Genomic DNA, 24,813 nt, shown 5'->3' with positions numbered 1-24,813 from the left:
CCCGAATTACGTGAACATGACGGGCGACGCTCGGTCACGAATATGACGCTCCTCACGTGACACGTCTCCAGGTTCGTTTACTCCAGAGCGAGTTGGAACGAAGGATTCCAATTCGGACAGAACTCTCAGATGCGACGCAGCCGGATAACCGCCGCATCAAGGTCACCACGCAACCCGGTACGCAGCCCGTGATGCAACAACACCGCCCCTCGGTGCACTTCGCCCGTTTCGAGGCATTCGTACGAGACTGTCGGGTCGAGGCCGCGCAGGCGCAGCGCCGGCACCGGCTCGCCGTACCGCTGCGTCTGGAGCCAGGCGAGGACGACGGTCTCACCCCCGCGCACGTACTGCACGGCGCTCAGCCCGCCCTCCGGGGGGCGCAGCCGGTAGAGGTCGCCGTGCTGCACGAGGGGCCGGATCTCCTTGTAGAGGTCGACCCACCGCCGAGCCTCGGCGAGCTCCTCCTCGGTCCACCCGGAGAGGTCGCCGCCGACGCCGAGCACTCCGGCCATGGCGCTGACGAACCGGAAGCGCAGCGAGCTGGTCCGGCCGTTCAGCTGGGTGTTGGGGCTGTCGGTGACCCAGGCGGCCATCACGCGCGCGGGATGGATCTGGCTGAAGCCGTGCTGGATGGCGAGGCGGTCCAGCGGGTCGGTGTTGTCGGAGGTCCACACCTGGTCGGTACGGCTCATGACCCCGAGGTCGATCCGGCCGCCGCCGCCCGAGCAGGACTCGAAGGCGACCCCCGGGTGGGCCGCCCGCAGCCGGTCCAGCAGCGCGTACAGGGCGCGCACGTGGTCGACCCAGAGCCGCTGCGGGTAGGGGTCGTCGGGCCAGCCGGCGTCGGTGAAGCAGCGGTTGAAGTCCCACTTGACGTAGTCGATGGGAGCGCTGGACAGCAACGTGTCGAGCTGCTGCCAGAGGTACTCCTGCACGTCCTCACGGGCGAGGTTGAGGACGAGCTGTTTGCGGAGTTCCGTCCGCTTTCGCCCCGGTTGGAACTGCACCCAGTCGGGGTGCGCCCGGTACAGGTCGCTGTCGGGGTTGACCATCTCGGGCTCGACCCAGATGCCGAACTGCATGCCGAGCGCATGCACGTGGTCCGCGAGGGGCCTCAGGCCCTTCGGGAAGCGGTCGGGGTTGGGCCGCCAGTCACCGAGGCCGGCGTGGTCGCCGGTGCGCGCGCCGAACCAGCCGTCGTCGACCACGAACAGCTCGACGCCGACGTCCGCGGCCCGGCGTGCGAGGGCCGCCTGTTGCTCCTCGGAGATGTCGAAGTAGGTGGCCTCCCAGGAGTTGAACAGCACGGGCCGGTCGCGCTCGGCGTCCGGGATCACGTACGCGCGCTGGTAGGCGTGCCAGGCGCGGCTCGCGCCGCCGAAGCCGCCGTCGGTCCACAGGCCGGCGAAGACGGGCGTGGTGAAGGACTCCCCCGCCGCCAGCCGCAGCAGGCCCGAGTCGTCGTAGCCGGCGCCGCCGGTGATCTGCACGCGCGCGTCGGGGAGCTGCGCGACGGCGATCCGCCAGGAGCCCGACCAGCCGAGGGCGCAGCCGTAGACCTCGCCGCGTTCCTCGGTGGCGTCGGTGTCCAGGGCGACCCAGGGCAGGTGCTGGTGGCCGGTGTGGCCGCGGCGGCTGCCGATGACCTTCTCGCCGTAGGTGAGGGGGGACCGCGTGAGGCGGGACTCGGCGGCCCAGCGGCCGTGCAGCTGGGACAGGCGCCAGCCGTCGCGGTCGGGCAGCGTCCAGGTGGCGGAGTCGGCGCGGAGCAGCTCCAGCGGCTCGTCGCCCTCGTTGCGCAGGGTCGCCCAGCGCTCGACGACGTCGCCGCGCATTCGGTAGTGCAGCGTGACGGCCAGCCCGGCGTCCCGGAAGCGCAGCCGCAGTTCGTCGTCCTCGCTCTCGTGCCCCGCGAAGACCCACTCGGTGCCGCGCCGTCCGGCGGTGCGCACGGACAGGGCGGGCCGCACGAAGCGGGCGCCGCCCTCGACCGGGTACTCCTCCCGGCCGTCGAGCGGCGACTCGAAGGGCCAGTAGTCCGGCAGCGGCCGCTCGGCGAGCGCCTCGGCGTCGGCGAGGGCGAGCCGCGGACCCCAGTGCAGATGCACCAGCTCGTCGGCCTCGGTGACATGGACGGCGTAGCTGCTGCCGGGTCCCGAAAGGAGCCAGGTACGGCCGTCGACGGCGGACTCGGGCATCAAACCCCCACTGATTCGAACAGGTGCGATCAAGCACGAACATCATCAGGGGCGGGCGTCCCGCTGGGCAAACCTGGGCGACGACCGTTCACCGGGCCGGGTGGCCGCGCTCACCCGTGGACGCCCCCGGGCGCCGCGCATCCGTGTCGTATCGTCGGGGAAGTGTTCCGTCGGCCACCCCGAGCCGCGCCGGCCGGGACCGACGACTGGAGGAGCCCCTGTGACGCAGCAGATCCCGTCGACCGAACCCGAGTTGGCCGGCGTGCGCAACTTCCGCGACGTGGGCGGCCTGCCGACCGTCGACGGACGGCGGGTGCGTCACGGCGTGCTGTTCCGCAGCGGCCACCTCGCGCACGCGACCGGCGAGGACGCCGTGTTCCTCTCCTCCCTCGGCCTGCACACCATCTTCGACTTCCGCAACGCGGCGGACCAGAAGCTGGAGGGCGCGGACGTCGAGCTGCCGGGCGTGCGCAATGTGAACCTGCCGCTGACGGACCCGGCGGACGGCGCGGAGTTCTGGAAGATGGTCCGCGACGGCGACATCGACCAGCTGCGCGAGATCCTCGCGGACGGCAAGGCCGCGCACCGGATGATCGTCTCCTACCGCACGATCATCCGGGAGCGCACCGCCGAACACTCCCAGGTGGTGCACGCGCTCGCCGAGGACAGCGTCCCCGCCCTGATGCACTGCGCCGCGGGCAAGGACCGGGCCGGCCTGTCCGTCGCGGTGACGCTGCTCGCCCTCGGTGTCGAGCGCGACGCGATCCTCGACGACTACCTGAAGTCGAACGCCAAGCACCGCCGCTACAAGGTCCACCGCACCAGCACCTCCGCCTCGGCCTACTCCCCCGAGGTCATGGAGCTGCTCAGCCCCCTCTTCGACGCGCGCGCCGAGTACCTCGCGGCGGCGATGGAGACCATCGAGGAGACGTGGGGCGGCGTCGACGCCTATCTGGAGCGGGGCCTCGGGCTGACCGCCGGGACCCGCGAGCGGCTGCGGGAGCGGATGCTCGACTGAGCCCCGCGGGCCTACTGCTTGGCGCCGACCTCGAAGAGCAGCCAGAGGAACGCCGCGAAGACGTGCCCCACCGCGATGTAGATGATCAGCCGGATCCAGAGGCTCCGCGGGAACCTCTCCTCGATGTCGCTCATGACGTCTCTCCAGGGGTGGGACCGAGGCACAGTGCGGCCGTCGGGCTCTGCAGCAGGGTGTGGACGAAGAGGAGCTCCACGCCGTCGGGGTCCTGTGCGGCGATACGGTGCGGGGTCAGCGAGTCGAAGTGCGCGCTGTCGCCCGGGCCGAGCAGGTGCGTGGTGTCGCCGAGCCGCAGCCGCAGCCGTCCGGTGAGGACGTACAGCCACTCCTCACCGGCGTGCACCCGCACGATGTCGCCCTGGGAGCCGTACGGCACGTGGACGCGCAGGGCCTGCATGCCCCGCCCGGGCGCACCGGCCTGCCAGTACGTCCAGCCACCGGCGTGGGTCGGCTCCATGGCGTCGGCGCGCACGACGGCGTCCCGGCCGGCGACCGTCTCGCCGAGCAGCTCCGAGACGGTCGTACCGTAGACACGGGCGAGCGCCAGCAGCATCGGCAGCGAGGGCTGACGCTGCCCGGTCTCCAGCCGGGAGAGGTGGGCGGGCGACAGACCGGCGGCCCGGGCCGCGGCCTCCAGCGTCAGTCCGGCCCGGCGGCGCAGGGCGCGCAACTGCGGTGCGACGGCGGGCAGGGTGTCGCCCGGGCCGGGAACGGAACCGGTGCCGGGACCGTTACCGGAATCGATGCCGGGATCGGCGTCGGAGGAGCTCATGCCTCCATTCAGCCCGAGCCTTGCCTCTCTGGCAAATTTCTTGCCTCAGAGGCAAAACCCTCAAACGGCCCGTCGCCGGGGCCGGTCACCGGTTGGCCACCGCCTGCTTGATCAGTGTCCTGCCGAAGTCCCACATCAGTCCGCCCCCGCTGTGCGCGTCGTCCATCACCTCGGTGAACGCGTCGACGAACCGGTCCACTTCCCTCTCCCCGATCACCAGCGGCGGGATCAGCTTGATCACCTCCAGCTCGTCGCCGGACACCTGGGTGAGGATCCGGTGGCGCTGGAGCAGCGGGACGACCACCATCTGCGCGAACAGGCCCTTGCGGGCCGCCTGGAGCATGGCCCACCGGCCGCGCAGCTTCAGCGACCTCGGACGGCCGAACTCGATGCCGACCATCAGGCCCCGGCCGCGGACGTCGGCGAGCAGCTCGTACTTCTCGGTGAGGGCGGCCAGCCGTGACCTCAGCAGCTCCCCGGTGACGCGGGCGTTCTCGACGATCCGGTCGTTCTCGATGACCGACAGCACCGCGAGGCCGGCTGCCATCGCCTGCGCGTTGGAACCGAAGCTCGCCGAGTGCACCAGCACCCGGTCCATGGACGAGTAGACCTTCTTGAAGATCCAGTCCTTGCCGAGCGTGGCGCCCACCGGCACATAGCCGCCGGAGAGCGCCTTGGCCACGCACACCAGGTCGGGCTCGACGCCCTCCTCGTGCTGGTGGGCGTAGAAGTCGCCGGTCCGGCCGAGACCGGTCTGCACCTCGTCTGCGATGAGCAGCGCCTTGTGCCGGTGCAGCAACTCCTGGGCGGCGCGCAGAAAGCCGGGCGGGGCCTCGTGCACGCCCTTGCCCTGGACCGGCTCGACGATCAGGGCGGCGACGTCGCCCTGCTTCAGCTCCCGTGCCAGCGCGTCGAGATCACCGAGCGGGACGGCGGTGTCGGGCAGCAGCGGGGCGAAGCCGTCCCGGAAGCCGGATTCCCCGTTGACCGACAGGGAGCCCGTGGTCAGCCCGTGGAAGGCGTGGTCGCAGTACAGGACCCGCGGCTTCCCGGTTGCGTACCGGGCGAACTTCAGCGCGGTCTCGACGGCCTCCGTCCCGCTGTTGCCGAAGAACACCCGGTCCAGGTGCGGGCTGTGGGCGAGGAGCTTCTCGGCGAGCAGCCCGGGCAGCGGCTGGCAGTCGAAGCGGGTGAGGTCGGCGAGCTGGGCGTCGAGGACGTCGTGCAGCGCCTTGCGGACGACGGGGTGGTGACGGCCCAGGCCCATCACCCCGAACCCGGCGAGCATGTCCAGGTAGTCGTTGCCGTCCGCGTCCCAGAAGTAGGCGCCCTCGGCCCGCTCGTAGACCTTGTCGAAGCCGATCGTGTGCAGGACGCGCGGCAGTTGGTGGTTGAGGTACCTGCCGTGCAGTGCGTAGCGCTCGGCTCCGCGCTCCGCCAGCAGCCGGCGGAGGTCGAACTCCCCCGCCGGGGACGAGGCCGACTCGGGTTCCGCGGTCGTCATTCCTGTTGCTCCTTGGACAGCTCTTCCTGGGACAGCGCGGCCTTGGACGGTTCGGCCTCGGGCGCTTCGGCCCCGGGCGGTTCGGCCCCGGACGGCTGCGCCCCCGGCAGCCCCGCCCCGGGCCGCTGCGCCTTCGACGGTTGCGCCGTGGACCGCTCCTCCCTGACGGCCAGGCTCGCGCTGATCCGCCCGGCGATCTCGACGGGCGTGAGGCCGATGTCGGCGAGCACCTCGGCGCGCTTGGCGTGCGCGAGGAACTGCTCCGGGATGCCGAACCGCCGTACCGGCACGTCGACCTCGGCGTCGCCCAGGGCCAGCGCCACCGCCGAACCGACGCCGGCCGCACGGCTGTTGTCCTCGACGACTGCCACCAGACGGTGGCCGGCGGCGAGGGCGGGCAGGGCCGGGTCGACGGGCTTGACCCAGCGCGGGTCCACGACCGTGCAGCCGACGCCCCGCGCCGCAAGCAGCTCGGCGGCCCGCAGGCACACCGGTGCCATCACACCGACGGCCACCAGCAGCACCTCCGCCCGCTCGCCGCGGTGCAGGACGTCCATGCCGCCCACGCGGTCGATCGCCGGGATCCGCGGCCCCACCGACTCCTTGGGGAAGCGGACCAGGGTCGGGGCGTCGTCCACCGCGACGGCCTCCCGCAGCTGGGCGCGCAGCTGGTCGGCATCGCGCGGGGCCGCGATCCTCAGGCCCGGGACGACCTGGAGGACGGACATGTCCCACATGCCGTTGTGGGAGGCGCCGTCGACACCGGTCACCCCGGCCCGGTCGAGCACGAAGGTCACCCCGCAGCGGTGCAGGGCCACGTCCATCAGCAGCTGGTCGAAGGCGCGGTTGAGGAACGTGGCGTAGACGGCGACGACGGGATGCAGGCCGCCGGTCGCGAGTCCGGCCGCGCTCACCGCCGCGTGCTGCTCGGCGATGCCCACGTCCCACACCCGCTCCGGGAAGCGCTCGGCGAACCTGCCGAGACCCACCGGGTGCAGCATGGCCGCCGTGATCGCCACGACGTCGTCGCGTTCCTCCCCGATCCGTACGATCTCGTCGCCGAACACGGACGTCCAGGACGGCCCGCCGGCGGGCGCGAGCGGCGCGCAGGTCAGCGGGTCCATCACGCCGACGGTGTGGAAGTGGTCCTCCTCGTGGGCGAGGGCCGGTTCGTAGCCGCGGCCCTTCTCCGTGAGGCAGTGCACGAGCACCGGCCCGTGGAAGCGCCTGGCCCGGCGCAGCGCCGACTCGACGGCCCCGATGTCGTGCCCGTCGATCGGGCCGACGTACTTCAGGCCGAGGTCCTCGAACATGCCCTGCGGGGCGAACGCGTCCTTGAAGCCCTTCTTCGCGCCGTGCAGCGACTCGTACACGGTGTTCCCGACCACCGGCGTGCGCAGCAGGACGTCCTTCCCCCAGGCCAGGACCTTCTCGTAGCCGTCGGTGGTGCGCAGGGTGGCCAGGTGGTCGGCGAGCCCCCCGATGGTCGGCGCATAGGACCGCTCGTTGTCGTTGACGACGATGATCAGCGGCCGGTCCTTGGCGGCCGCGATGTTGTTCAGCGCCTCCCAGGCCATGCCACCGGTCAGCGCGCCGTCGCCGATGACCGCGACGACGTGGCCCTTCTCCCCCCGCACCTGCCGGGCCTTGGCGAGCCCGTCGGCCCAGCCGAGGGCGGTGGAGGCGTGGCTGTTCTCGATGACGTCGTGCTCGGACTCCTCACGGGACGGGTAGCCGGACAGTCCGCCCTTCCCCCGCAGCTTGGAGAAGTCCTGCCGTCCCGTCAGCAGCTTGTGCACGTAGCTCTGGTGGCCGGTGTCCCACAGGATGCGGTCGACCGGCGACTCGAAGACCCGGTGGAGCGCGATGGTCAGTTCCACCACGCCCAGGTTGGGCCCGAGGTGGCCGCCGGTCCTGGCGACCGCGTGCACCAGGAACTCCCTGATCTCCTTGGACAGTTCACCGAGTTCCGCCTCGGACAGCGCCTTCAGGTCGCGTGGTTGCCGGATGGTCTCCAGGATCGTCACGCTCGGGCCCCCTCTCGGTCCGTGCTCTTCAACTCACGGTGACGGCCGGCTCCCCGGGCGCGACGCCGTCCTGTTCCAGCTGCGCGGCGATCTTCATCGCCTCCTCGATGAGGGTCTCCACGATCCTCGACTCCGGGACGGTCCTGACGACCTCGCCCTTCACGAAGATCTGCCCCTTGCCGTTGCCGGAGGCGACCCCCAGATCCGCCTCCCGCGCCTCGCCGGGACCGTTGACCACACAGCCCATCACCGCGACGCGCAGCGGCACCTCCATGCCCTCCAGTCCGGCCGTGACCTCGTCGGCCAGCCGGTAGACGTCGACCTGGGCGCGCCCACAGGAGGGGCAGGACACGATCTCCAGCCGCCGCTGCCTCAGTCCCAGCGCCTGGAGGATCTGGATGCCGACCTTGACCTCCTCGGCGGGCGGGGCGCTCAGGGACACCCGGATGGTGTCGCCGATGCCCTGCGACAGCAACGCCCCGAAGGCGACGGCCGACTTGACCGTGCCCTGGAAGGCGGGACCGGCCTCGGTGACCCCCAGGTGCAGGGGGTAGTCGCACCGCGCCGCCAGCTGCCGGTACGCCTCGACCATCACCACCGGGTCGTTGTGCTTGACGGAGATCTTGATGTCCCGGAAGTCGTGCTCCTCGAAGAGCGACGCCTCCCACAGCGCGCTCTCCACCAGCGCCTCGGGGGTCGCCTTGCCGTACTTCCGCAGCAGCCGCCGGTCCAGCGAGCCGGCATTGACCCCGATCCGGACCGGCGTGCCGTGGTCCTTCGCGGCGCGCGCGATCTCCCTCACCTTGTCGTCGAACTGCTTGATGTTGCCGGGATTGACGCGTACGGCCGCACAGCCCGCCTCGATCGCGGCGAACACGTACTTCGGCTGGAAGTGGATGTCCGCGATCACCGGGATCTGCGACTTGCGCGCGATGGTCGCGAGGGCGTCCGCGTCGTCCTGCGTGGGACAGGCGACGCGGACGATCTGGCAGCCGGACGCCGTCAGTTCGGCGATCTGCTGGAGCGTGGCGCCGATGTCCGACGTACGCGTCGTCGTCATCGACTGCACCGACACCGGGGCCCCACCCCCGACCGCCACCGGCCCGACCTGGATCCGCCGCGACGCGCGGCGCTCGGCGACCGGCCGGACCGGCACCTCGGGGACGCCCGGGGAGACGGCCGTCACCGGGTCACTCCCGGTTCCCGGAGACCGTCTCGCGCATGGCGCGCAACGACTCCTTCAGCGATCCCATGGTGGCGAGGACGGCGGTGGGCTCGTAGCCGCAGTGCGCCATGCAGTTGGCGCAGCGCGGGTCCTTGCCCCGGCCGTACTTGTCCCAGTCGGTCTCCTCGATGAGTTCGCGGTACGTCGGCACGTACCCGTCGCTCATCAGGTAGCAGGGGCGCTGCCAGCCGAAGAGCGAGTAGTTCGGGATCGCCCAGGCCGTGCACGGGAAGTCGACCTTGCCCTCCAGGAAGTCCAGGAAGAGCGGGGAGTGGTTGAGGCGCCAGCGGCGCCGGTTGCCGCCCGCGAAGGCCTTCTTGAACAGCTCGCGGGTCTGCTCCACGCCCAGGAAGTGCTCCTGGTCGGGCGCCTTCTCGTAGGCGTAGGCGGGCGAGATCATCATCTCGTCGACCTGGAGGTCGTCGTTGAGGAAGTTGAGCACCTCGATGATCGTCTGCGGGGTGTCGGTGTTGAAGAAGGTCGAGTTGGTGGTGACCCGGAAGCCGCGGCGCCTGGCCTCCTTGATCGCTTCCACGGCCTCGTCGAAGACGCCCTCCTTGGCCACCGACTCGTCGTGCCGCTCGCGCAGCCCGTCGATGTGCACGGCGAAGGCGAAGTAGGGAGAGGGCCTGAACTTGTCGATCTTCTTGCGCAACAGCATCGCGTTGGTGCAGAGGAAGACGAACTTCCTCCTCGCCACCAACTGCCGCACGATCTCGTCGATGTGGGGGTGCATCAGCGGCTCGCCGCCGGCGATCGACACCATGGGCGCACCGGATTCGAGCACCGCCCCCACGGCCTGGGCGACCGGCATGCGCTGCTTGAGCACTCCCGCCGGATGCTGGATCTTGCCGCAGCCCTCGCACTTGAGGTTGCAGGCGAAGAGGGGCTCCAGCTCGACGATGAGCGGGAACTTGTCCCGCTTGCGGAGCTTCTGTTCAGCCAAGTACGTAGCGACCTTGATGGACTGGCGCAGCGGCATGGCCATCTGGCTCACCTCCGGGGGAGCAGCACATTACGGTGCCATTCGAAGAATGCAGGCAGGACGGAACGAAGGACGCGGAAAGCCGATATTCCACCGCGCACCGTGCCGATCCGGACGAGTTCATGTTCAGGAGCGTCCACGACCACCCGGACAGCCGCAACCGGGCGCGTCCCCGCGCGGACGGCACTCAGCAACGTGGCCGCCGACTCCATGTCGACCGCGATCGCGCCGGTCGCTAGCAGGTCGGACCGCTCCGGGCCGCGCACGACGTGGTCGGAGCCGGTGAGCGGGCCGGTGTGGACGGTGCGCCCGGGCAGCGTGCGCACGAGCTCCTTGACGAGCAGTTCGGTGCCGACGCACGGCACCGCGCCGCACCGGTCGCGGGTCTCGTCGGCGACGACCAGGTCGCCCGGGTGCATGCCGGGGGCGAGCCCCGCGCAGAAGCCGGTGGCCAGCACGGCCGCGCCCCTCAGCACCGGGTCGGCAAGGGCCCGGCCGACGGAACGCTCGGCCGCATTCGGCCCCATACCGGTGCGCAGGACGGTGACCGGCCCGCCGGCCCCGCCGCGGTCACCCATGCGCAGGGCGAGGTGCTCGATGCCGAGCGCGCAGGCGATCAGCAGCGGGGCGGGAGCGGGCCGCGCGCTCATCAGCTCTCGGCCTCGACGGACACCGCGTCGGCGGGGGCCTTGGCGGCGAAGGGCTCTCCGTGGACGTACCGGCCGAGCGCGGTGAGCGGGAACACCTGCCGGTAGAGGTGGTAGTTGATGGAGAAGTCCCACGGGAAGCCGGTGCCGGTGAAGTGGGGCTCGTCCCAGGAGCCGTCCTCCCGCTGGGTCCGGGCGAGCCAGGCGATGCCCCGCTCGACGGCCCCGGACCCCCTCTCCCCCGCCGCCAGCAGCGCCATCAGCGCCCAGGCCGTCTGGGAGGCGGTCGAGGCGCCCCGGCCGCTCCACCGGCCGGCGTCCTGGTAGGAGCGCAGGTCCTCACCCCAGCCGCCGTCGTCGTTCTGCACCCGCTCCAGCCAGGCCACCGCCCTGCGGATCGCCGGGTGCTGGGCGGGCAGTCCCGCGGCGGTCAGCGCGGGCACCACCGAGCCGGTGCCGTAGACGTAGTTGACGCCCCAGCGCCCGAACCACGAGCCGTCCGGCTCCTGTTCGGCCAGCAGCCACGCGATGCCGCGCCGGGTGCGCGGGTCGTGCGAGAGCCCCTCGACGGCGAGCATCTCGACGACGTGCGCGGTGACGTCCGCGGACGGCGGGTCGGTGACCTCGCCGAAGTCGCAGAACGGCAGCCGGTCGGGGAACGGGCTGGTGTTGTCGACGTCGAAGGCGCCCCAGGCCCCGTTCCTCGACTGCATCCCGAGGTTCCAGCGCACCCCGCGCGCGATCGCCTTCTCCACCCGCTCCGGGTCGTGGTGCTTCACGCGGCGCAGCGCGAGGACCACCTCGGCGGTGTCGTCGATGTCGGGGTAGTTGTCGTTGTGGAACTCGAACGCCCAGCCCCCGGGCGGGAGCTGGGGCCGTCGTACGGACCAGTCGCCGGGACGCACGATCTGCTCGCCGAGCATCCAGTCGGCCGCCTTGACCAGTTGGGGGTGATCGGCGGGCACCCCCGCGTCGGCCAGCGCGATGGTGGCCAGGCAGGTGTCCCACACCGGCGACTGACAGGCCTCGATCATCCGGGCCTCGTCCTCGCGCCACACCGCGTACCGGTCCAGGGACCCCAGCCCGGCCCGCATCACGGGGTGTTCGAGGTCGTAGCCGAGCAGGTACAGGGCGATGACGGAGTACACCGCCGGCGGCTGGATCCCGCCCCAGCAGCCGTCGTTCTCCTGCCGTTCGATGATCCAGCGCGCGGCGGAGTTCATGGCGGCCCTGCGCAGCCGGCGCACCGCGACCGAGCGGTAGCCGCGCACGACCTTGTCCAGCCGCTGGAAGAGCCCGTCCCAACTGTTCACCGGCGCCAGCGGCCTGGGCGGGTTCGGGTGGTCGGGGTCGGTGTGCAGTTCGTCGAGCGGGAACGGCGCCGGACGCACCGGGCGCTTCGCCGAGACGATGGTGAGCGGGACGATGGTCTGCCGGGCCCAGCAGCCGAAGTTGTAGATGCTGAGCGGGAACCACTTCGGGAAGTACAGCAGTTCCGGCGGGAGTTCGGGCAGGTCCTCCCACTTCCACCAGCCGAACAGGGCCAGCCAGATCCGGGTGAAGACCCGGGCGGCGGCGATACCGCCCCGGTCGCGGATCCAGGCGGAGGCCCGCGCCATGTGGGGCGCGTCGGGCGCGTCGCCGGCCAGGCGCAGGGCGACGTACGCCTCGATGGTGGTGGAGAGTTCGCCGGGGCCGCCGTAGAAGGTGGCCCAGGTGCCGTCCTCGCGCTGCTCGCCCCTGATGAAGAGGGCGGCGGCGCGGGCCGTGGACTCGTCGAGGATGCCCAGGAACTGACGGAGCAGCAGGTCCTCGGCGTCCATCGTGACGTTCGTCTCGAGGTCGCCCTTCCACCAGCCCTCCGCGTCCTGCCGGGCGAGCAGGAAGTCGGTGGCGCGCTGCACCGCGCGCACGGCGGCCTCGTGCACCCCGGCCGCCACGGGGGTGTCGATGTCGGTTTCGCTGGCCGCGGCAGCGCGGGGCGGCAGGGCCGCCCCGGTGCTTCCGTCGGTCGTCGCTGTCATGGCTTCCCCTTCGTGCAGTCGTGCGAAATCGTGCTGCTGTGGGTCCGCCGTCGGCCGGTGCTCGTCCTCGCCTCGCTGCACCGGCCGGCGACTACGCGAGGGCTATTCGACCGATAGTGATCATCTCTTTCGTACGACGACGAAGTCGGCGAGCGCCGTGAACCGGGCCCGTACCTGCTCGGGCATGTCGACGGCGTTCAGCGCTTCGATGGCGATGGTGTGCTGACGGCGCGCCTCCTCGGCGGTCCACTCCCGGCCGCCGGCCTCCTCGATGAGAGCGGCCCGGGCCGCGAACTCCTCCTCGGAGAAGGTCTCGAAGTCGCTGCTCTTGGCGTCGGCGGCGAGCATCTCGCCCAGCCGCTCGGAGGCGGAGCCGCCCGCCGCGAGCGCGGCCACGACCGGCAGGGACTTCTTGCGCTGACGCAGGTCGCTCCAGGTCTGCTTGCCGGTGGAGACCGGGTCGCCCCAGATGCCGAGGAGGTCGTCGACGGCCTGGAAGGCCAGGCCCAGGTGGTAGCCGTACCTCTCCAGGGTGTCGGCGGTGCGGTCGTCCGCGCCGCCGAGCACGGCGCCGATGGAACTGGCGCAGGCCAGCAGGGCGCCGGTCTTGTTGCCCTCCATCTCCAGGCACTCCTCGACGCTGACGCGGTCGCGGTGCTCGTAGGAGATGTCCTGCGCCTGGCCGTCGATCAGGGCGCGGGTGGCGGTGGTCAGCCGGCGGGTCGCCCGGCCGGCCTCGACGGTGCCCAGCTCCAGCAGGACCTCGTTGGCGAGGGCGAACAGGGCGTCGCCGACCAGGATGGCCTGGGCGGGGCCGTGCACCTTCCAGACGGTGTCGCGGTGGCGGCGCTGCTCGTCGCCGTCCATCAGGTCGTCGTGCAGGAGCGAGAAGTTGTGGACCAGCTCGACGGCGACGGCGCCGGGGACGCCCACCTCGGGGGCGGCGCCGGTGACCTCCGCGGAGAGCACCGCGAGCGCGGGGCGCACCGCCTTGCCGCCGTCACCGTCGGTCGGATTGCCCTGGGCGTCGATCCAGCCGAAGTGGTAGGCGGCGACCGTGTCCATGGGGGGCGCCAGACGGTCGACGGCCGCCCGCAGCACCGGCGTGGCCAGGGTCCGGCCGCGCTCCAGGAGCGCGGTCACGTCCACCGCGGGCCTTCGAGCGGCCGTCGAGGCCGGGGGCACAGTGGGCACAGTTTCTCCTCTTGTTGCGGTACCGGAGGGGGTGCGGGGATGTGCCGAGCCGTGCTGAGCGAACTTCACCGGTTCCCACCTCGCAGGGGGACGCCGGTTCCCTCCGGTTCTCGGCCGGGGGTCCGGCCCGCGGCGCAGCCGCTGTCGGATGCGGCGTCCCCCGGAACGATGCGGCGGGCCGCCTCCTCGAACGCGAAGAGGTGGCCGGGCCGGGGCCGGCCGAGGGTGCCGAGCGCGGCGGACGCCGCGCTCACACCGCTGCGGACCGCACTCTCCATGGTCGCGGGCCACCCTGTGGCGGTCCACGCTCCGGCCAGGTACAGGCCGGGTGCCTTGGTGCGGGCGCCGGGCCTGAGCCCTCCGACGCCGGGGGTGGGGGCGAACGTCGCCGTGCGCTCCCTCGTCACGAAGAAGTCCAGCACTTCGGCGCCGCGCGTGCGCGGCAGCAGCCGCCGGAGCTCGGGCAGGTAGCGCTCGCGCAGCACGGCCACGGGCTCGTCGATCTCGCTCTGCGCGGCCGACTGCGACAGCGCGAGGTACTGGCCCGCGCGCAGCCCGGAGGCTTCCGTGCGGTCGAACACCCACTGCACCGGCGTGCCGAGCGCGGACAGGAAGGGCACGTCGAGGACCTTGCGGTCGTAGACGACGTGGACGTTCAGGATGGGCGCGGTGCCGATCTCCAGCAACCGCCCGGGCTCGTCGAGCGCCCCGTCCGGGAGCAGGTCGTACGTCTCGCGCTGCGGTACGGCGAGGACGACGGCGTCGGCCCGGAGCGTCTCCCCGGGAACCCGCACACACCAGCTCCCGTCCCCGTTCCCGGAGAGGGAGGTGACACGGGTACGGACCTCGGTGCGCACGCCCGCGGAGGCGAGCGCCTCGCGGGCCAGCCGGTCGTGCAGCTCGCCCAGCGGGACCCGCGCCCAGCCGATGTCGGCCGCGCCCGGCTCGGACAGCAGACCGGTCTTGAACACCATCGCGGCGAGCCCCAGGGAGGCCTCGCCCGCGACCGCGTTGAGGGTGGCGACCCCAACCAGGTCCCACAGGGCCTCGACGGCACGCGCCGACTGGCCGTGCGCGGTCAGCCAGCTGCCGAAGTCCTGTGCGTCCAGGCCCGGATCGGCGAGGTCGAGCCCCTTGAGCGCGAGCGCGGCCCGGCCCACCCCGGCGCGTTCGGCGAGCGAGAGGTGCGGGTACGTGGCGAGGCTGCGCCCCAGGTGGAGGGGGACGGGCAGCGCGTCGCGCCGCAGCCTGCCGAGCCGCCGCCCCTCGGGCTTGGTGACGTCGACGACGGGCACGTCGAGACGGTCCTGCAACGGTGCCAGCGCCGCGCCGCCGATCCGGTCGAGGAACCAGCGGTAGGCGGTGCAGCAGCGCAGGTACACGTGCTGTCCGTTGTCGACGGTGAGCCCGCCGCGCCGGAAGGAGAAGGCCAGCCCGCCCAGCCGGGGCCGGCCCTCGAGCAGGGTGACGCGCAGGCCCGCGTCGGCGAGCGCGAGCGCGGCGGTGACGCCGGCGAGCCCACCGCCGACGACGACGGCCTCCCGCCCGGAACGCCCGGGCCCCTCCGGGGCGGGCGGGATCAGCTCGTCGCTCATCGTGCGGCCTCCCCTGCGCGTCCGCCGCGACGCTCCAACGGTGCACGGCGGGCCGTCGCAGTCAGGGACGCCGCGCCGCGCCGGAGGGTTGCGTGCCGCTTGTCGGCGGTGCCATCACCTCGGCCCACCGTCTCGCCCAGGGTGTCCATCACAACGGCCTCCTGACGGTCAGCCGGGACACGTGCCGGGTGTCGAGACCGGACAGCCCGCGCACGGCGACGTACGCCTTCTCCCGGCCGGGCAGGGAGACCCGGCCGCGCAGGACCGCCTCCGGGTCGCGCTCGATGCGGTCGAGGAGGCGGCGGTAGATGCCGGCCATCGCGGCGACACAGGCGCCGCTGCGCCGGTCCAGCATGGGCAGCAGCCGGTAGCCCTCGGCGAACAGAGCGCGGGCCCGTCGCACTTCGAAGTGCACGAGGCCCGCGAAGTCGGAGCCCTCCGGGGGCCTCGGCCCGTCGAATCCGGCCGAGCAGCCGAACTTCGCGAGGTCGTCGGCCGGCAGATAGGTGCGGCCGCCCGCGGCGTCCTCGCGAACGTCCCTGAGGATGTTGGTCAGTTGCAGCGCGAGGCCCAGCGTGTCGGCGTACTCCGGTGCGCGTTCGGCGCCACGCGCCCCGGGTTCCGTGCCGAACACGCCGAGCGAGAGCCGGCCGATGGCACCCGCCACGCAGCGGCAGTACGCCTTCAGGTCGTCCCAGGTCTCGTAGGTCTCGCCGCGCACGTCCATCAGGACGCCGTCGATCAGCTCGTCCAGGCCGCCCAGCGGGATCGGGAAGAGCCGCGCGGCGTGCGCGAGGGCCACCGCGACGGGGTCGGTGTCGTCCTCGTCGACCTCGCCCTCGCGCACCCGGCCGAGCAGCGCCCGGGTGTCCTCGAGCCGGGCGATCTTCACGTCGCCGCCCAGCGCGCCGTCGCCGATGTCGTCGACGCGGCGCGAGAACGCGTACAGCGCCGACATCGCGCGCCGCTTCGGCGCCGGCAGCAGCCGGATGCCGTACGCGAAGTTGCGGGCCTGCTGTCCGGTGACGGCCTCGCAGTAGCTGTAGGCGGCGAGTACCGGCGCGGACACGTGTGGCGCGGAGTCCACGGTCCGGATCACCCCTCTCCTCGCAGGGTCACGCCCACCTCGCGCAACAACCGGAGCTTGCCGGGCTTGGGCGGGCCGGGAAGGACGTCGTACTCGGCGGCGGCGATCGCGTGGACCGCCGCCCTTCCCCCCGCCACGAACCCCGCGAGCAGCAGCCTCAGCCTGCCGTCGACGCTCCCCACCAGGGGGGCGCCCTCGTCCAGCAGGTCGAGGGCGCGTCGCGCCTCGTAGGCGACCAGGGCGCGCACCGACGCGCCCGCGGTGGCCGCGGCGAGGTCCGCCTCCTGGACGTGGAAACGTTTCATGTCGGCGGCGGGCAGGTAGACGCGGTCGCGGCCGAGGTCCTCGGCGACGTCCTGGAGGTGCTCGACGATCTGGAGGGCGGTGCAGACCGCGTCGGAGCGGCGGACCCGCTCGGGAGTCGAGGTGCCGGTGACGGCGAGGACGAGCCGGCCCACGGGGTTGGCGGAGAGCGCGCAGTACGCGAGGAGGTCGTCGTAGGTCTCGTAGCGGGAGACGAGCTGGTCCTGGCGGTTGGCGGCGATCAGGGCGAGGAAGGGCCCGGGGGTGAGCGCACGGCGGCGGACGGTCCGCTGGAGACGGCGCAGCAGGGGGTGGCGGGGCGTGCCGTCGAAGACGCGGCGCAGGTCGGCCTCGAAGGCGTCCAGCAGCACGAGGGGGTCCTCGGCGTCGGTGGCCGGCACGCCGAGCAGTCGGGCGTCGGCACCGCCCGGGGCCAGGTCGCCGTCACCGATGTCGTCGACGAGGCGGGCGAAGCCGTACACCGCCATGAGGTCGTCGCGCCAGGCCCGGGGGAGGTAGAACGGGGCCACGGGGAAGTTCTCGTGGGCGGCCTTGGCGAGGGTGTCGCGCTCCGGACCCAGCGGGCGCGACGGGGCGGGCGCCGTCATCGTCGGCTGCCCGGGGCAGGGACGGCACGTGCTGCGTTGAGCTGGGGAGTTTCCGTAGCCATTGCCGTCACATCTCCCGTTCTACACCGACAACCCAAGGCCCACTATTTCGGACACGCCGCCCAGCCGTCCGCACGGCAGCCCCGTCCGAGGGTGTCGCGCAATATCGCCCCACTTGACGTGTTTCGGGACCGGTACAGCTTACGTTGTACAACGCGGCGAGGTTCGCGGGGGTGTCCCGCAGATCACAACAACACACCGATTGGCGTCAAGCTTCCTACGCGGGGCCGGAGTTGACGCTTCCTTTGCAGACGCGGGGCCCCGCCGGACAGTTCCGGCGGGGCCCTGGACGCAGGGGTCGGTGTCCCGAGGGTCTCGCCGGGCTACTTGCCCGTGAACTTCTCGTACTCCTTGAGGACCTCGTCGGTGGGGCCGTCCATGCGCAGCTCGCCGCGCTCCAGCCACAGGACGCGGTCGCAGGTGTCCCGGATCGACTTGTTGCTGTGGCTGACCAGGAACACCGTGCCGGCCTCCTTGCGCAGCTCCCGGATGCGTTCCTCGGAGCGCTTCTGGAACTTGCGGTCGCCGGTGGCGAGGGCCTCGTCGATCATCAGCACGTCGTGGTCCTTGGCGGCGGCGATGGAGAAGCGCAGCCGGGCCTGCATGCCGGAGGAGTAGGTGCGCATCGGCAGGGTGATGAAGTCGCCCTTCTCGTTGATGCCGGAGAAGTCGACGATCTCCTGGTAGCGCTCCCTGATCTGCTCCCGGGACATGCCCATGGCCAGACCGCCGAGGATGACGTTGCGCTCGCCGGTGAGGTCGTTCATCAGGGCCGCGTTGACGCCGAGCAGCGAGGGCTGGCCGTCGGTGTAGACCCTGCCGCTCTCGGGCGGCAGCAGACCGGCGATGGCACGCAGCAGCGTGGACTTGCCGGAGCCGTTGGAGCCGATCAGGCCGATGGCCTCGCCCCGGTAGGCGATGAAGGACACGCCGCGCACGGCGTGCACCTTGCGCACCCCGCGGTCCTCGCTGCGCTTGACGATGCGGCTCAGGGCGGCGGTGGCGCTGCCCTTGCCGGCCTTCGCGCCGTTGACGCGGTAGACGATGTGCACGTCGTCGGCGATGACGGTGGGGACGCTGCGCCCCGGTACCTGGTCAGCCACGGCCGTACCTCTCCTCCGCCTGCCAGAAGTACACGAAGCCGCCGACGGCGAACAGGGCCGCCCAGGCGCCCGCGGCCGCCCAGACGTGGTCGGGGAGGTTCTCGGCGCCGTACTCCTCGATGAGGGCGAAGCGCATCAGGTCCATGTAGATGGCGGCCGGGTTCCACTGGAGGACGTTCGCGATCCACTGCGGCTTGTCGGCGAGGAAGACCGGGATGGAGAACATCACGCCGGACGCGTACATCCAGGTGCGCATCACGAACGGCATCAGCTGCGCGAGGTCCGGGGTCTTCGCTCCGGCCCGGGCGAAGATCAGGGCCAGGCCGGTGTTGAAGCAGAACTGCAGGACGAGCACCGGGACGATCAGGACCCACGAGGCGTCCGGGTAGCTGCCGAAGCCGATCGCCACCGCGAACAGCACGATCATCGAGTACATCAGCTGCTGGAGCTGCTGGAGCGCGAAGGAGATCGGCAGCGACGCCCGCGGGAAGTGCAGGGCGCGGACCAGGCCGAGGTTGCCGGAGATCGCCCGGACGCCGGTCATGACCGAGCTCTGCGTGAAGGTGAAGACGAACACGCCCGTGACGAGGAACGGGATGTACACGTCCTTGTCCATCCCGCGGCCCGCGTCGAGGATCAGGCCGAAGATCGCGAAGTACACGGCCGCGTTCAGCAGCGGAGTGGCCACCTGCCACAGCTGGCCCAGCTTGGCCTGGCTGTACTGGGCGGTCAGCTTCGCCGAGGAGAAGGCCAGGATGAAGTGGCGCCTGCCCCAGAGCTGGCGGACGTACTCCCGCAGCGGGGGCCGGGCACCGCTCACGGCCAGCCCGTACTTGGCGGCCAGCTGTGCCGCCGTGAGGCCCTCGTCGGGCGACGGGGGCGCGCTCACCGCGACTCCGCCGTCATGCGTTGTCTCACTCACCAGTAGGAAACTTTCGTCTTCGTGATGCGCGACCGGAACGGGTCTGGCATGAGCCGGGGGGCCACGGCACGCTCCGGGGCCCTCGGGGACGAGCTTGTCAGATGACGGGAGGCCGGCCCAGTCGGGTCAGCCGCCACACCGTACGCCACTTGATGGGCCTGCGCGGTCCGCACGGCGAGGTCCACCCTTCCCGGAATCCGCCGAACCACGCCTTCAGCGCGGACCGCGAGGGGCGGCGCGCCAGCGTGAGCAGCAGCCAGACCCCGAGGTAGACGGGGACCAGGGGGGCGGGCAGGTTGCGGCGGGCCAGCCAGACGCGGTTGCGGGCGACCATGCGGTGGTAGACCGCGTGCCGCGAGGGCGCGGTCGTGGGGTGGTACAGCACCATGTCGGACCGGTAGTCGATCATCCAGCCCGCGTCGAGGGCCCGCCATGCCAGGTCGGTTTCCTCGTGTGCGTAGAAGAATTCGTCCGGGAGCCCGCCGACTTCCGCGAGGACCCGGGTGCGCACGGCGTTGGCGCCGCCGAGGAAGGTGGTGACCCGGGAGGAGCGCATCGGGTCGGAGGCACGCAGCCGGGGCACGTGGCGGCGCTGGGTGACGCCGGTGTCCGGGTCGGCGATGCGGAAGCTGATGATGCCGAGCCCGGGGTCGGCCGCGAAGGCCTCGCGGCACAGCTGGGCGGTGTCGTGCCGGGCGAGGAGGCCGTCGTCGTCGAGGAAGAGCAGGATGTCGACGTCGCGGCCGCTGGGGCCGAAGGCCTCGATGCCGACGTTGCGGCCGCCCGGGATGCCGAGGTTCTCCGGCAGCTCGACCGTGCGCACGCCGTCGGGGACGTCGGGGACGGGCGAGCCGTTGCCGACGACGACCACCTCGACCGGGTCGCCGTCCTGCCTGGCGATCGAGTCGATCAGGGCGCGCAGCTCGTCGGGGCGGTTGCCCATCGTGATGATGACCGCGCCGACCTTCGGGGAGGAGGAGGCCATGGAGCTCACCGCAGCCTGCTGGACGCGAGGATGGACACGAGGTGCAGCAGCGTCTGCAGCAGCGCGATGCCGGCCAGTACCGCGACGCCGAGCCGGGAGAAGAACAGGTCGCCGCGCATCTGGTCCAGAACCGCCAGGACCAGGATCAGCAGGGACGCCTCGATCCCCAGGACCAGCCGGTGGAACTTGAGCGCCGAGGCGGCCCGGCGGGCCAGCGCCATGCCGGAGGAGCGCGGCTCGGACGCGGTCTCCTTGACCGGCGGCAGACCGCCCTGGTGGCGGGCGACGCCGACCAGGTCCGTCTCGGCCTTGATCAGGATCGCGCCGAGGGCGGCCAGGGTGCCGAGGAAGGCCCACAGCCAGTCGATCCGCCCGGAGCCCCACAGGTCGGCGGCGCGCAGACCGAAGCCGACGAGCACCGCGGCGTCGGTCAGGTAGGCGCCGACCCGGTCCAGGTAGACCCCGCCGAGCGAGTACTGCTTCTTCCAGCGCGCGATCTCGCCGTCGACGCAGTCCAGCAGCAGGTACAGCTGGACCATGACCACGCCGAGCACGGCGCCCGCGATCCCCGGCACCAGCAGGGCCGGGGCAGCGAGGACGCCGCAGACGGTCATCAGGTACGTGAGCTGGTTGGGCGTGACCCTGGTGTTGACCAGGTAGCGGTCCACCCGCAGGGACACCTCGCGCATGTAGAGGCGTCCCATCCAGTGCTCACCGCTGCGCCGGTCCTTCACCCCCGGGGGGTGGACGACCGGTCTGAGTTCAGCTACCGATGGCCTTGACATAGTCGGCGTAGATGTCCTTGATCTGTTCGGTCTTGAGGTCGAGGTGTTCGAGGATCGTGTAGCGGCTGGGCCGGGTCTCGGGGGCGAACTCCACGGCGCGGACGAACTCGTCCGGCGTGAAGCCGATCTCCTCCGGCAGCACCGGCAGTCCGTGCCGTCGCAGCACCTCGGCCATGTGTGCCGACTCCTCGTGGGCTCCGCGCAGGTACATCGCGAAGGCCGCGCCCAGTCCGCACTGCTCGCCGTGGGCGGCGGCGCGCTTGGGGAACAGCAGGTCGAAGGCGTGGTTGATCTCGTGGCAGGCGCCGGAGGACGGCCGCGAGTCGCCGGACACCGACATGGCGATACCGCTGAGGACCAGCGCCTCGGCGAGGACCTGGAGGAAGTCGGTGTCGCCGATGCCGCCCGGGTGCCTGAGGACCGCCTCGCCGGCCTGCCGGGCGATCGCGGCGGCCAGGCCGTCGATCTTCTCGCCCTTGACCCGGTTGGCCAGCTCCCAGTCCGCGATCGCGGAGATGTTGGAGACGGCGTCGCCGATGCCGGCGCGCACGAAGCGCACCGGGGCCTCGCGGATCACGTCGAGGTCGATGACGACCGCGATCGGGTTCGGCACGCCGTAGGAGCCGCGGCCCGCGTCGTTGTCGAGGGTGGCGACCGGCGAGCACAGGCCGTCGTGCGCGAGGTTCGTCGGGACGGCGACCAGGGGCAGGCCGACGCGTGCCGCGGCGAACTTGGCGCAGTCGATGATCTTGCCGCCGCCGAGGCCGACGACCGCGTCGTAGTGGCCGGCCTTTATGTCGCCCGCCAGCCGCACGGCGTCGTCGAGGGTGCCGCCGCCGACCTCGTACCAGGTGGCGCCGGGCATCGAGGGCGCGAGCCGCTCGCGCAGCCGGGCGCCCGAGCCGCCGCTGACGGCGACGGCCAGCTTGCCGGAGTGCGAGATGCGCTCGTCCGCGAGGACACACGCCAGGTCCTCGAGGGCACCCGGGCGGATGTCCACGACGAGCGGCGAGGGAATCAGCCGGGTCAGTACTGGCACGCGATCTCCCGTCCCCGGGCGAGGTCGTCGTGGTTGTCGATCTCGACCCACGGGACGTCACCGATCGGCGCCACGTCGATGCGGAAGCCGCGGTTGACGAGTTCCTGGTAGCCGTGCTCGTAGAACTGCTGCGGGTCGGTCTCCCACACGGTCCTCAGCGCGTCCGCCAGTTCGGGGGCCGCGTCGCCCTCGATGAGGGTGACGCCGATGTACTCGCCGGTGGCCTCGGCGGGGTCCATCAGCTTGGTGATCCTCTGGACGCCCTTGCCGGGGTCGACGACGACCTTCATCTCCTCGTCCGCGAGGGACTTCACGGTGTCGAGGGCGAGGATGATCCTCCTGCCCTCGCCGCGGGCGGCGAGCAGCGTCTTCTCGACGGAGACCGGGTGGACGGTGTCGCCGTTGGCGAGGATCACGCCGTCCTTGAGGGCGTCACGTCCGCACCACAGGGAGTAGGCGTTGTTCCACTCCTCGGCCTTGTCGTTGTCGATGAGGGTGAGCTTGAGGCCGTACTTCCGCTCCAGGGCCGTCTTGCGCTCGTAGACGGCCTCCTTGCGGTAGCCGACGATGACCGCGACCTCGGTCAGGCCGATCTCGGCGAAGTTGCCGAGGGTCAGGTCCAGGACCGTGGGTTCGCCCTCTATGCCCGCGGGCCCCACCGGCACCAGCGCCTTCGGCAGGGTGTCGGTGTAGGGGCGCAGACGCCGTCCGGCGCCGGCCGCCAGCACGAGGCCGATCATGCGGGTTCTCCTTCATCGTGTACGGCGGGCGCCCCTGCGGACACCCAGAAGCGGATGCTCTCGGCGAGCACCACGAGGGCGACGGCCACCGCGAGCACCATGAGCGCGAGCGTGAACTGCTCGGCGGTCAGCAGCACCGCCAGGACCGCGACCAGCAGGGTCCGTCCCTCCTGCCCCCCGACCACGCGCACCAGCCAGGCCGGCGGCGCTCCGGCGTTGCCGCGGATGCGGTACACCGTGTCGTAGTGATGGTAGGCGACGGCGGCCACCAGCCCGAAAGCCGCCGGCAGCGCTCCGTTCACGTCCGTCCGCGCGGCGAGGATCAGCACGGTGCCGTACTCGGCGGCGCGGAAGAGCGGGGGGACCAGCCAGTCGAGGGCGCCCTTCAAGGGGCGGGCGAGCGCGTCGGCCGAGAGCAGGACGTACACGACGGCGCCGATGACCACCGACGGGCCCGGCCCGTCGAGCAGGGCCGCGAGCACCAGGACGAGGCCGCCCACGCCGGCGGCCAGGGGTGCCGGAACACGGACGCCGGCCGGCAGGACGCGCGCGAGCAGTCCGGCCAGGGGTCCGCTGTCCGCGAGGTCGGCCAGTGCCTTCGCCGCCCGGTCCGTGCGCCGCGCCTTGCGGGTGAGGGACCGCAGCAGACGGCCCGCCGTCGTGTAGGCCGCCGCGAAGGCGCAGCCGACGAGGAGCGCGTAGAAGGTGATCCGCGGGGTGGTGACCGCGGTCAGGACGGCGATCATGGCCCATCGTTCGCCGATGGGCAGCACTATCATCCGGCGCACCCAGACCGTCCAGCCGACGCTGTCCAGCTTGTCGGAGAGGGCGGCGGTGGGGCTGGTGTTGGCGGTGGCGTCGTGGTTGGCCTCGTTGAAGGAGAAGTCCACGACGTGCCGGCAGGTCTGCAGGACCATCGCTCCGAGGGCCAGCGCCCACACGTCGTCGCCGCCGCGCGCGGCCCCGAGGGCGAGGCCGGCGTAGTAGGCGTACTCCTTGGCCCGGTCGAAGGTGGCGTCCAGCCAGGCGCCGAGGGTGGAGTACTGAAGGGAGTAGCGGGCGAGCTGGCCGTCGGTGCAGTCCAGGACGAAGGAGAAGAGCAGCAGGAGGCCCGCGGCGACGAAGCCGCCGCGGGTTCCGGTGGCCGCGCAGCCGGCCGCGATGAGTGCGGTGAGCAGCGAGGCGGTGGTGACCTGGTTGGGGGTGAGGCCCCGGCGGGCGCACCAGCGGGCGATGTAGCGCGAGTAGGGGCTGATGCAGAAGGTGGTGAAGAAGCCGTCGCGCGCCTTCACGGCCGACTTCAGGCGTACGGCCTCGTCGTCGACGGCCGCGACGGCCTGCCGTGCCTCGTTGCGGGCCTGCGGGTCGGCGGCGATCCGCGCGACCAGGGTGCCGAGCTCGGGCCGGTGGACGTCGGCGCCGTCGGCGTCGAGGGCGGTGACGATGCGGTCGGCGAGGCTGTCCACGGCGAGCGCGGTACCGCCGGTCGCGGAGTTCTCCCGGGCCATCGCGCGGGTCAGCGCCTGACGGCCGGCCGCCTGGGCGGTCACGGCGCCGGGGACCGCGGCGAGCGGGAAGCGGGGGTCGGTGAGGCCGAGGCGCAGCGCGTGCAGGTGACCGACGAAGCGGCTGTCGACGACGGCGACCCGCTCGTCACCGGGGACCGCGGCGAGGAGCGTCTCCGCGTCGGCGGCGTCGGCGGCGGCCCGGACGTCGAAGCCGAGGGACCGCAGGTCCGACTCGATCGACGATCCGGGGACCGGCTGACCGGTGAGGATGGCGGTCGGCAACCGAACTCACTCCCTGGGTCCCGACGCGTCCACGTCGGTCATCTGCATGGTGGGGGCGCCCCTTGGCGGCACCAGGCGGGCGGCATGTCGGCAGAGGCTATCGGATGCCGCGAAGGCCGTGTTCACCGACCGTTCAGGTCGCTTCGCACGGTCCGACAGCACGGTGTGAACCGGCCTCTGCAGA

At 72.0% G+C, this 24,813-nt stretch carries 22 protein-coding genes; 1 reads left to right on the top strand and 21 read right to left on the bottom strand.

Annotated features, from left to right (window positions below; translation table 11 throughout):
- Positions 1-125: 125 nt before the first annotated feature.
- Positions 126-2,198, bottom strand: coding sequence for an alpha-galactosidase (locus ACF1A1_RS16995; protein WP_392000588.1), 2,073 nt, complete (start codon positions 2,196-2,198; stop codon positions 126-128).
- Positions 2,199-2,418: 220 nt separating this feature from the next.
- Here ACF1A1_RS16995 and ACF1A1_RS16990 point away from each other — a divergent pair, with 220 nt between their 5' ends.
- Positions 2,419-3,216 (top strand): tyrosine-protein phosphatase, encoded by a 798-nt coding sequence (locus ACF1A1_RS16990; RefSeq protein ID WP_392000586.1) that lies wholly within the window; start codon positions 2,419-2,421, stop codon positions 3,214-3,216.
- An 11-nt stretch (positions 3,217-3,227) separates the two neighbouring features.
- On the opposite strand, the gene ACF1A1_RS16985 is transcribed toward ACF1A1_RS16990, so the two are convergent.
- The 20 genes from ACF1A1_RS16985 to ACF1A1_RS16890 form a co-directional block, all read right to left on the bottom strand.
- Positions 3,228-3,350, bottom strand: coding sequence for a DUF6126 family protein (locus tag ACF1A1_RS16985; protein WP_392000585.1), 123 nt, complete (start codon positions 3,348-3,350; stop codon positions 3,228-3,230).
- On the bottom strand, positions 3,347-4,006 hold the full coding sequence (locus ACF1A1_RS16980; RefSeq protein WP_392000584.1) for a helix-turn-helix domain-containing protein: 660 nt from the start codon (positions 4,004-4,006) through the stop codon (positions 3,347-3,349). The genes ACF1A1_RS16985 and ACF1A1_RS16980 overlap by 4 nt, the downstream gene beginning before the upstream one ends.
- A gap of 85 nt (positions 4,007-4,091) precedes the next feature.
- Positions 4,092-5,510 (bottom strand): aspartate aminotransferase family protein, encoded by a 1,419-nt coding sequence (locus ACF1A1_RS16975; protein WP_392000583.1) that lies wholly within the window; start codon positions 5,508-5,510, stop codon positions 4,092-4,094.
- Complete coding sequence (gene dxs, locus ACF1A1_RS16970; RefSeq protein WP_392000582.1) at positions 5,507-7,537, bottom strand: 1-deoxy-D-xylulose-5-phosphate synthase; 2,031 nt, start codon at positions 7,535-7,537, stop codon at positions 5,507-5,509. Before dxs ends, ACF1A1_RS16975 begins: the two co-directional genes overlap by 4 nt.
- Positions 7,538-7,565: 28 nt before the next feature.
- Positions 7,566-8,723 (bottom strand): flavodoxin-dependent (E)-4-hydroxy-3-methylbut-2-enyl-diphosphate synthase, encoded by a 1,158-nt coding sequence (ispG, locus tag ACF1A1_RS16965; protein WP_392000580.1) that lies wholly within the window; start codon positions 8,721-8,723, stop codon positions 7,566-7,568.
- A 4-nt stretch (positions 8,724-8,727) separates the two neighbouring features.
- Positions 8,728-9,750, bottom strand: coding sequence for an adenosyl-hopene transferase HpnH (gene hpnH / locus ACF1A1_RS16960; RefSeq protein WP_392000578.1), 1,023 nt, complete (start codon positions 9,748-9,750; stop codon positions 8,728-8,730).
- A gap of 5 nt (positions 9,751-9,755) precedes the next feature.
- A complete protein-coding gene (locus ACF1A1_RS16955) occupies positions 9,756-10,397 on the bottom strand; it encodes a 1-hydroxy-2-methyl-2-butenyl 4-diphosphate reductase (protein ID WP_392000577.1) in 642 nt (213 codons plus the stop codon).
- A complete protein-coding gene (gene shc / locus ACF1A1_RS16950) occupies positions 10,397-12,418 on the bottom strand; it encodes a squalene--hopene cyclase (RefSeq protein ID WP_392000575.1) in 2,022 nt (673 codons plus the stop codon). The genes ACF1A1_RS16955 and shc overlap by 1 nt, the downstream gene beginning before the upstream one ends.
- Before the next feature lie 120 nt (positions 12,419-12,538).
- A complete protein-coding gene (locus ACF1A1_RS16945) occupies positions 12,539-13,603 on the bottom strand; it encodes a polyprenyl synthetase family protein (protein WP_392000718.1) in 1,065 nt (354 codons plus the stop codon).
- Positions 13,604-13,677: 74 nt separating this feature from the next.
- Positions 13,678-15,207, bottom strand: a complete 1,530-nt coding sequence (gene hpnE / locus ACF1A1_RS16940) for a hydroxysqualene dehydroxylase HpnE (RefSeq protein WP_392000574.1) — start codon at positions 15,205-15,207, stop codon at positions 13,678-13,680.
- The gene (locus tag ACF1A1_RS16935; protein ID WP_392000572.1) at positions 15,204-15,356 is read right to left on the bottom strand and encodes a DUF6380 family protein; all 153 of its coding nucleotides are present in this window, start codon (positions 15,354-15,356) and stop codon (positions 15,204-15,206) included. Before ACF1A1_RS16935 ends, hpnE begins: the two co-directional genes overlap by 4 nt.
- Positions 15,356-16,306: a presqualene diphosphate synthase HpnD gene (hpnD, locus tag ACF1A1_RS16930; RefSeq protein WP_392000571.1), complete on the bottom strand. Its 951-nt coding sequence runs from the start codon at positions 16,304-16,306 to the stop codon at positions 15,356-15,358. The genes ACF1A1_RS16935 and hpnD overlap by 1 nt, the downstream gene beginning before the upstream one ends.
- Positions 16,303-17,205 carry a squalene synthase HpnC gene (hpnC, locus tag ACF1A1_RS16925; RefSeq protein WP_392000569.1) on the bottom strand — a complete coding sequence of 301 codons (903 nt, stop codon included), beginning with the start codon at positions 17,203-17,205 and terminating at the stop codon, positions 16,303-16,305. The genes hpnD and hpnC overlap by 4 nt, the downstream gene beginning before the upstream one ends.
- Positions 17,206-17,588: 383 nt before the next feature.
- Positions 17,589-18,368 carry an ABC transporter ATP-binding protein gene (locus ACF1A1_RS16920; protein WP_392000567.1) on the bottom strand — a complete coding sequence of 260 codons (780 nt, stop codon included), beginning with the start codon at positions 18,366-18,368 and terminating at the stop codon, positions 17,589-17,591.
- Entirely contained in the window at positions 18,361-19,290 is a 930-nt protein-coding gene (locus ACF1A1_RS16915) for an ABC transporter permease (RefSeq protein ID WP_392000566.1), read from the bottom strand. Before ACF1A1_RS16915 ends, ACF1A1_RS16920 begins: the two co-directional genes overlap by 8 nt.
- Positions 19,291-19,387: 97 nt before the next feature.
- Positions 19,388-20,275 carry a glycosyltransferase family 2 protein gene (locus tag ACF1A1_RS16910; RefSeq protein WP_392000564.1) on the bottom strand — a complete coding sequence of 296 codons (888 nt, stop codon included), beginning with the start codon at positions 20,273-20,275 and terminating at the stop codon, positions 19,388-19,390.
- A gap of 5 nt (positions 20,276-20,280) precedes the next feature.
- Positions 20,281-21,060 (bottom strand): CDP-alcohol phosphatidyltransferase family protein, encoded by a 780-nt coding sequence (locus ACF1A1_RS16905; protein ID WP_392000562.1) that lies wholly within the window; start codon positions 21,058-21,060, stop codon positions 20,281-20,283.
- Positions 21,038-22,099: an iron-containing alcohol dehydrogenase family protein gene (locus ACF1A1_RS16900; RefSeq protein ID WP_392000561.1), complete on the bottom strand. Its 1,062-nt coding sequence runs from the start codon at positions 22,097-22,099 to the stop codon at positions 21,038-21,040. The genes ACF1A1_RS16905 and ACF1A1_RS16900 overlap by 23 nt, the downstream gene beginning before the upstream one ends.
- On the bottom strand, positions 22,087-22,839 hold the full coding sequence (locus tag ACF1A1_RS16895) for a sugar phosphate nucleotidyltransferase (RefSeq protein ID WP_392000559.1): 753 nt from the start codon (positions 22,837-22,839) through the stop codon (positions 22,087-22,089). The genes ACF1A1_RS16900 and ACF1A1_RS16895 overlap by 13 nt, the downstream gene beginning before the upstream one ends.
- Positions 22,836-24,629, bottom strand: coding sequence for a DUF5941 domain-containing protein (locus tag ACF1A1_RS16890; RefSeq protein WP_392000557.1), 1,794 nt, complete (start codon positions 24,627-24,629; stop codon positions 22,836-22,838). The genes ACF1A1_RS16895 and ACF1A1_RS16890 overlap by 4 nt, the downstream gene beginning before the upstream one ends.
- Positions 24,630-24,813 lie beyond the last annotated feature (184 nt).

Origin of the sequence: Streptomyces sp. NPDC014995, assembly GCF_043080745.1 — a bacterium.
GTDB lineage: Bacteria > Actinomycetota > Actinomycetes > Streptomycetales > Streptomycetaceae > Streptomyces.
Note: the sequence above shows the minus strand (reverse complement) of the source record. Positions and strands in the feature narration are given on the sequence as shown.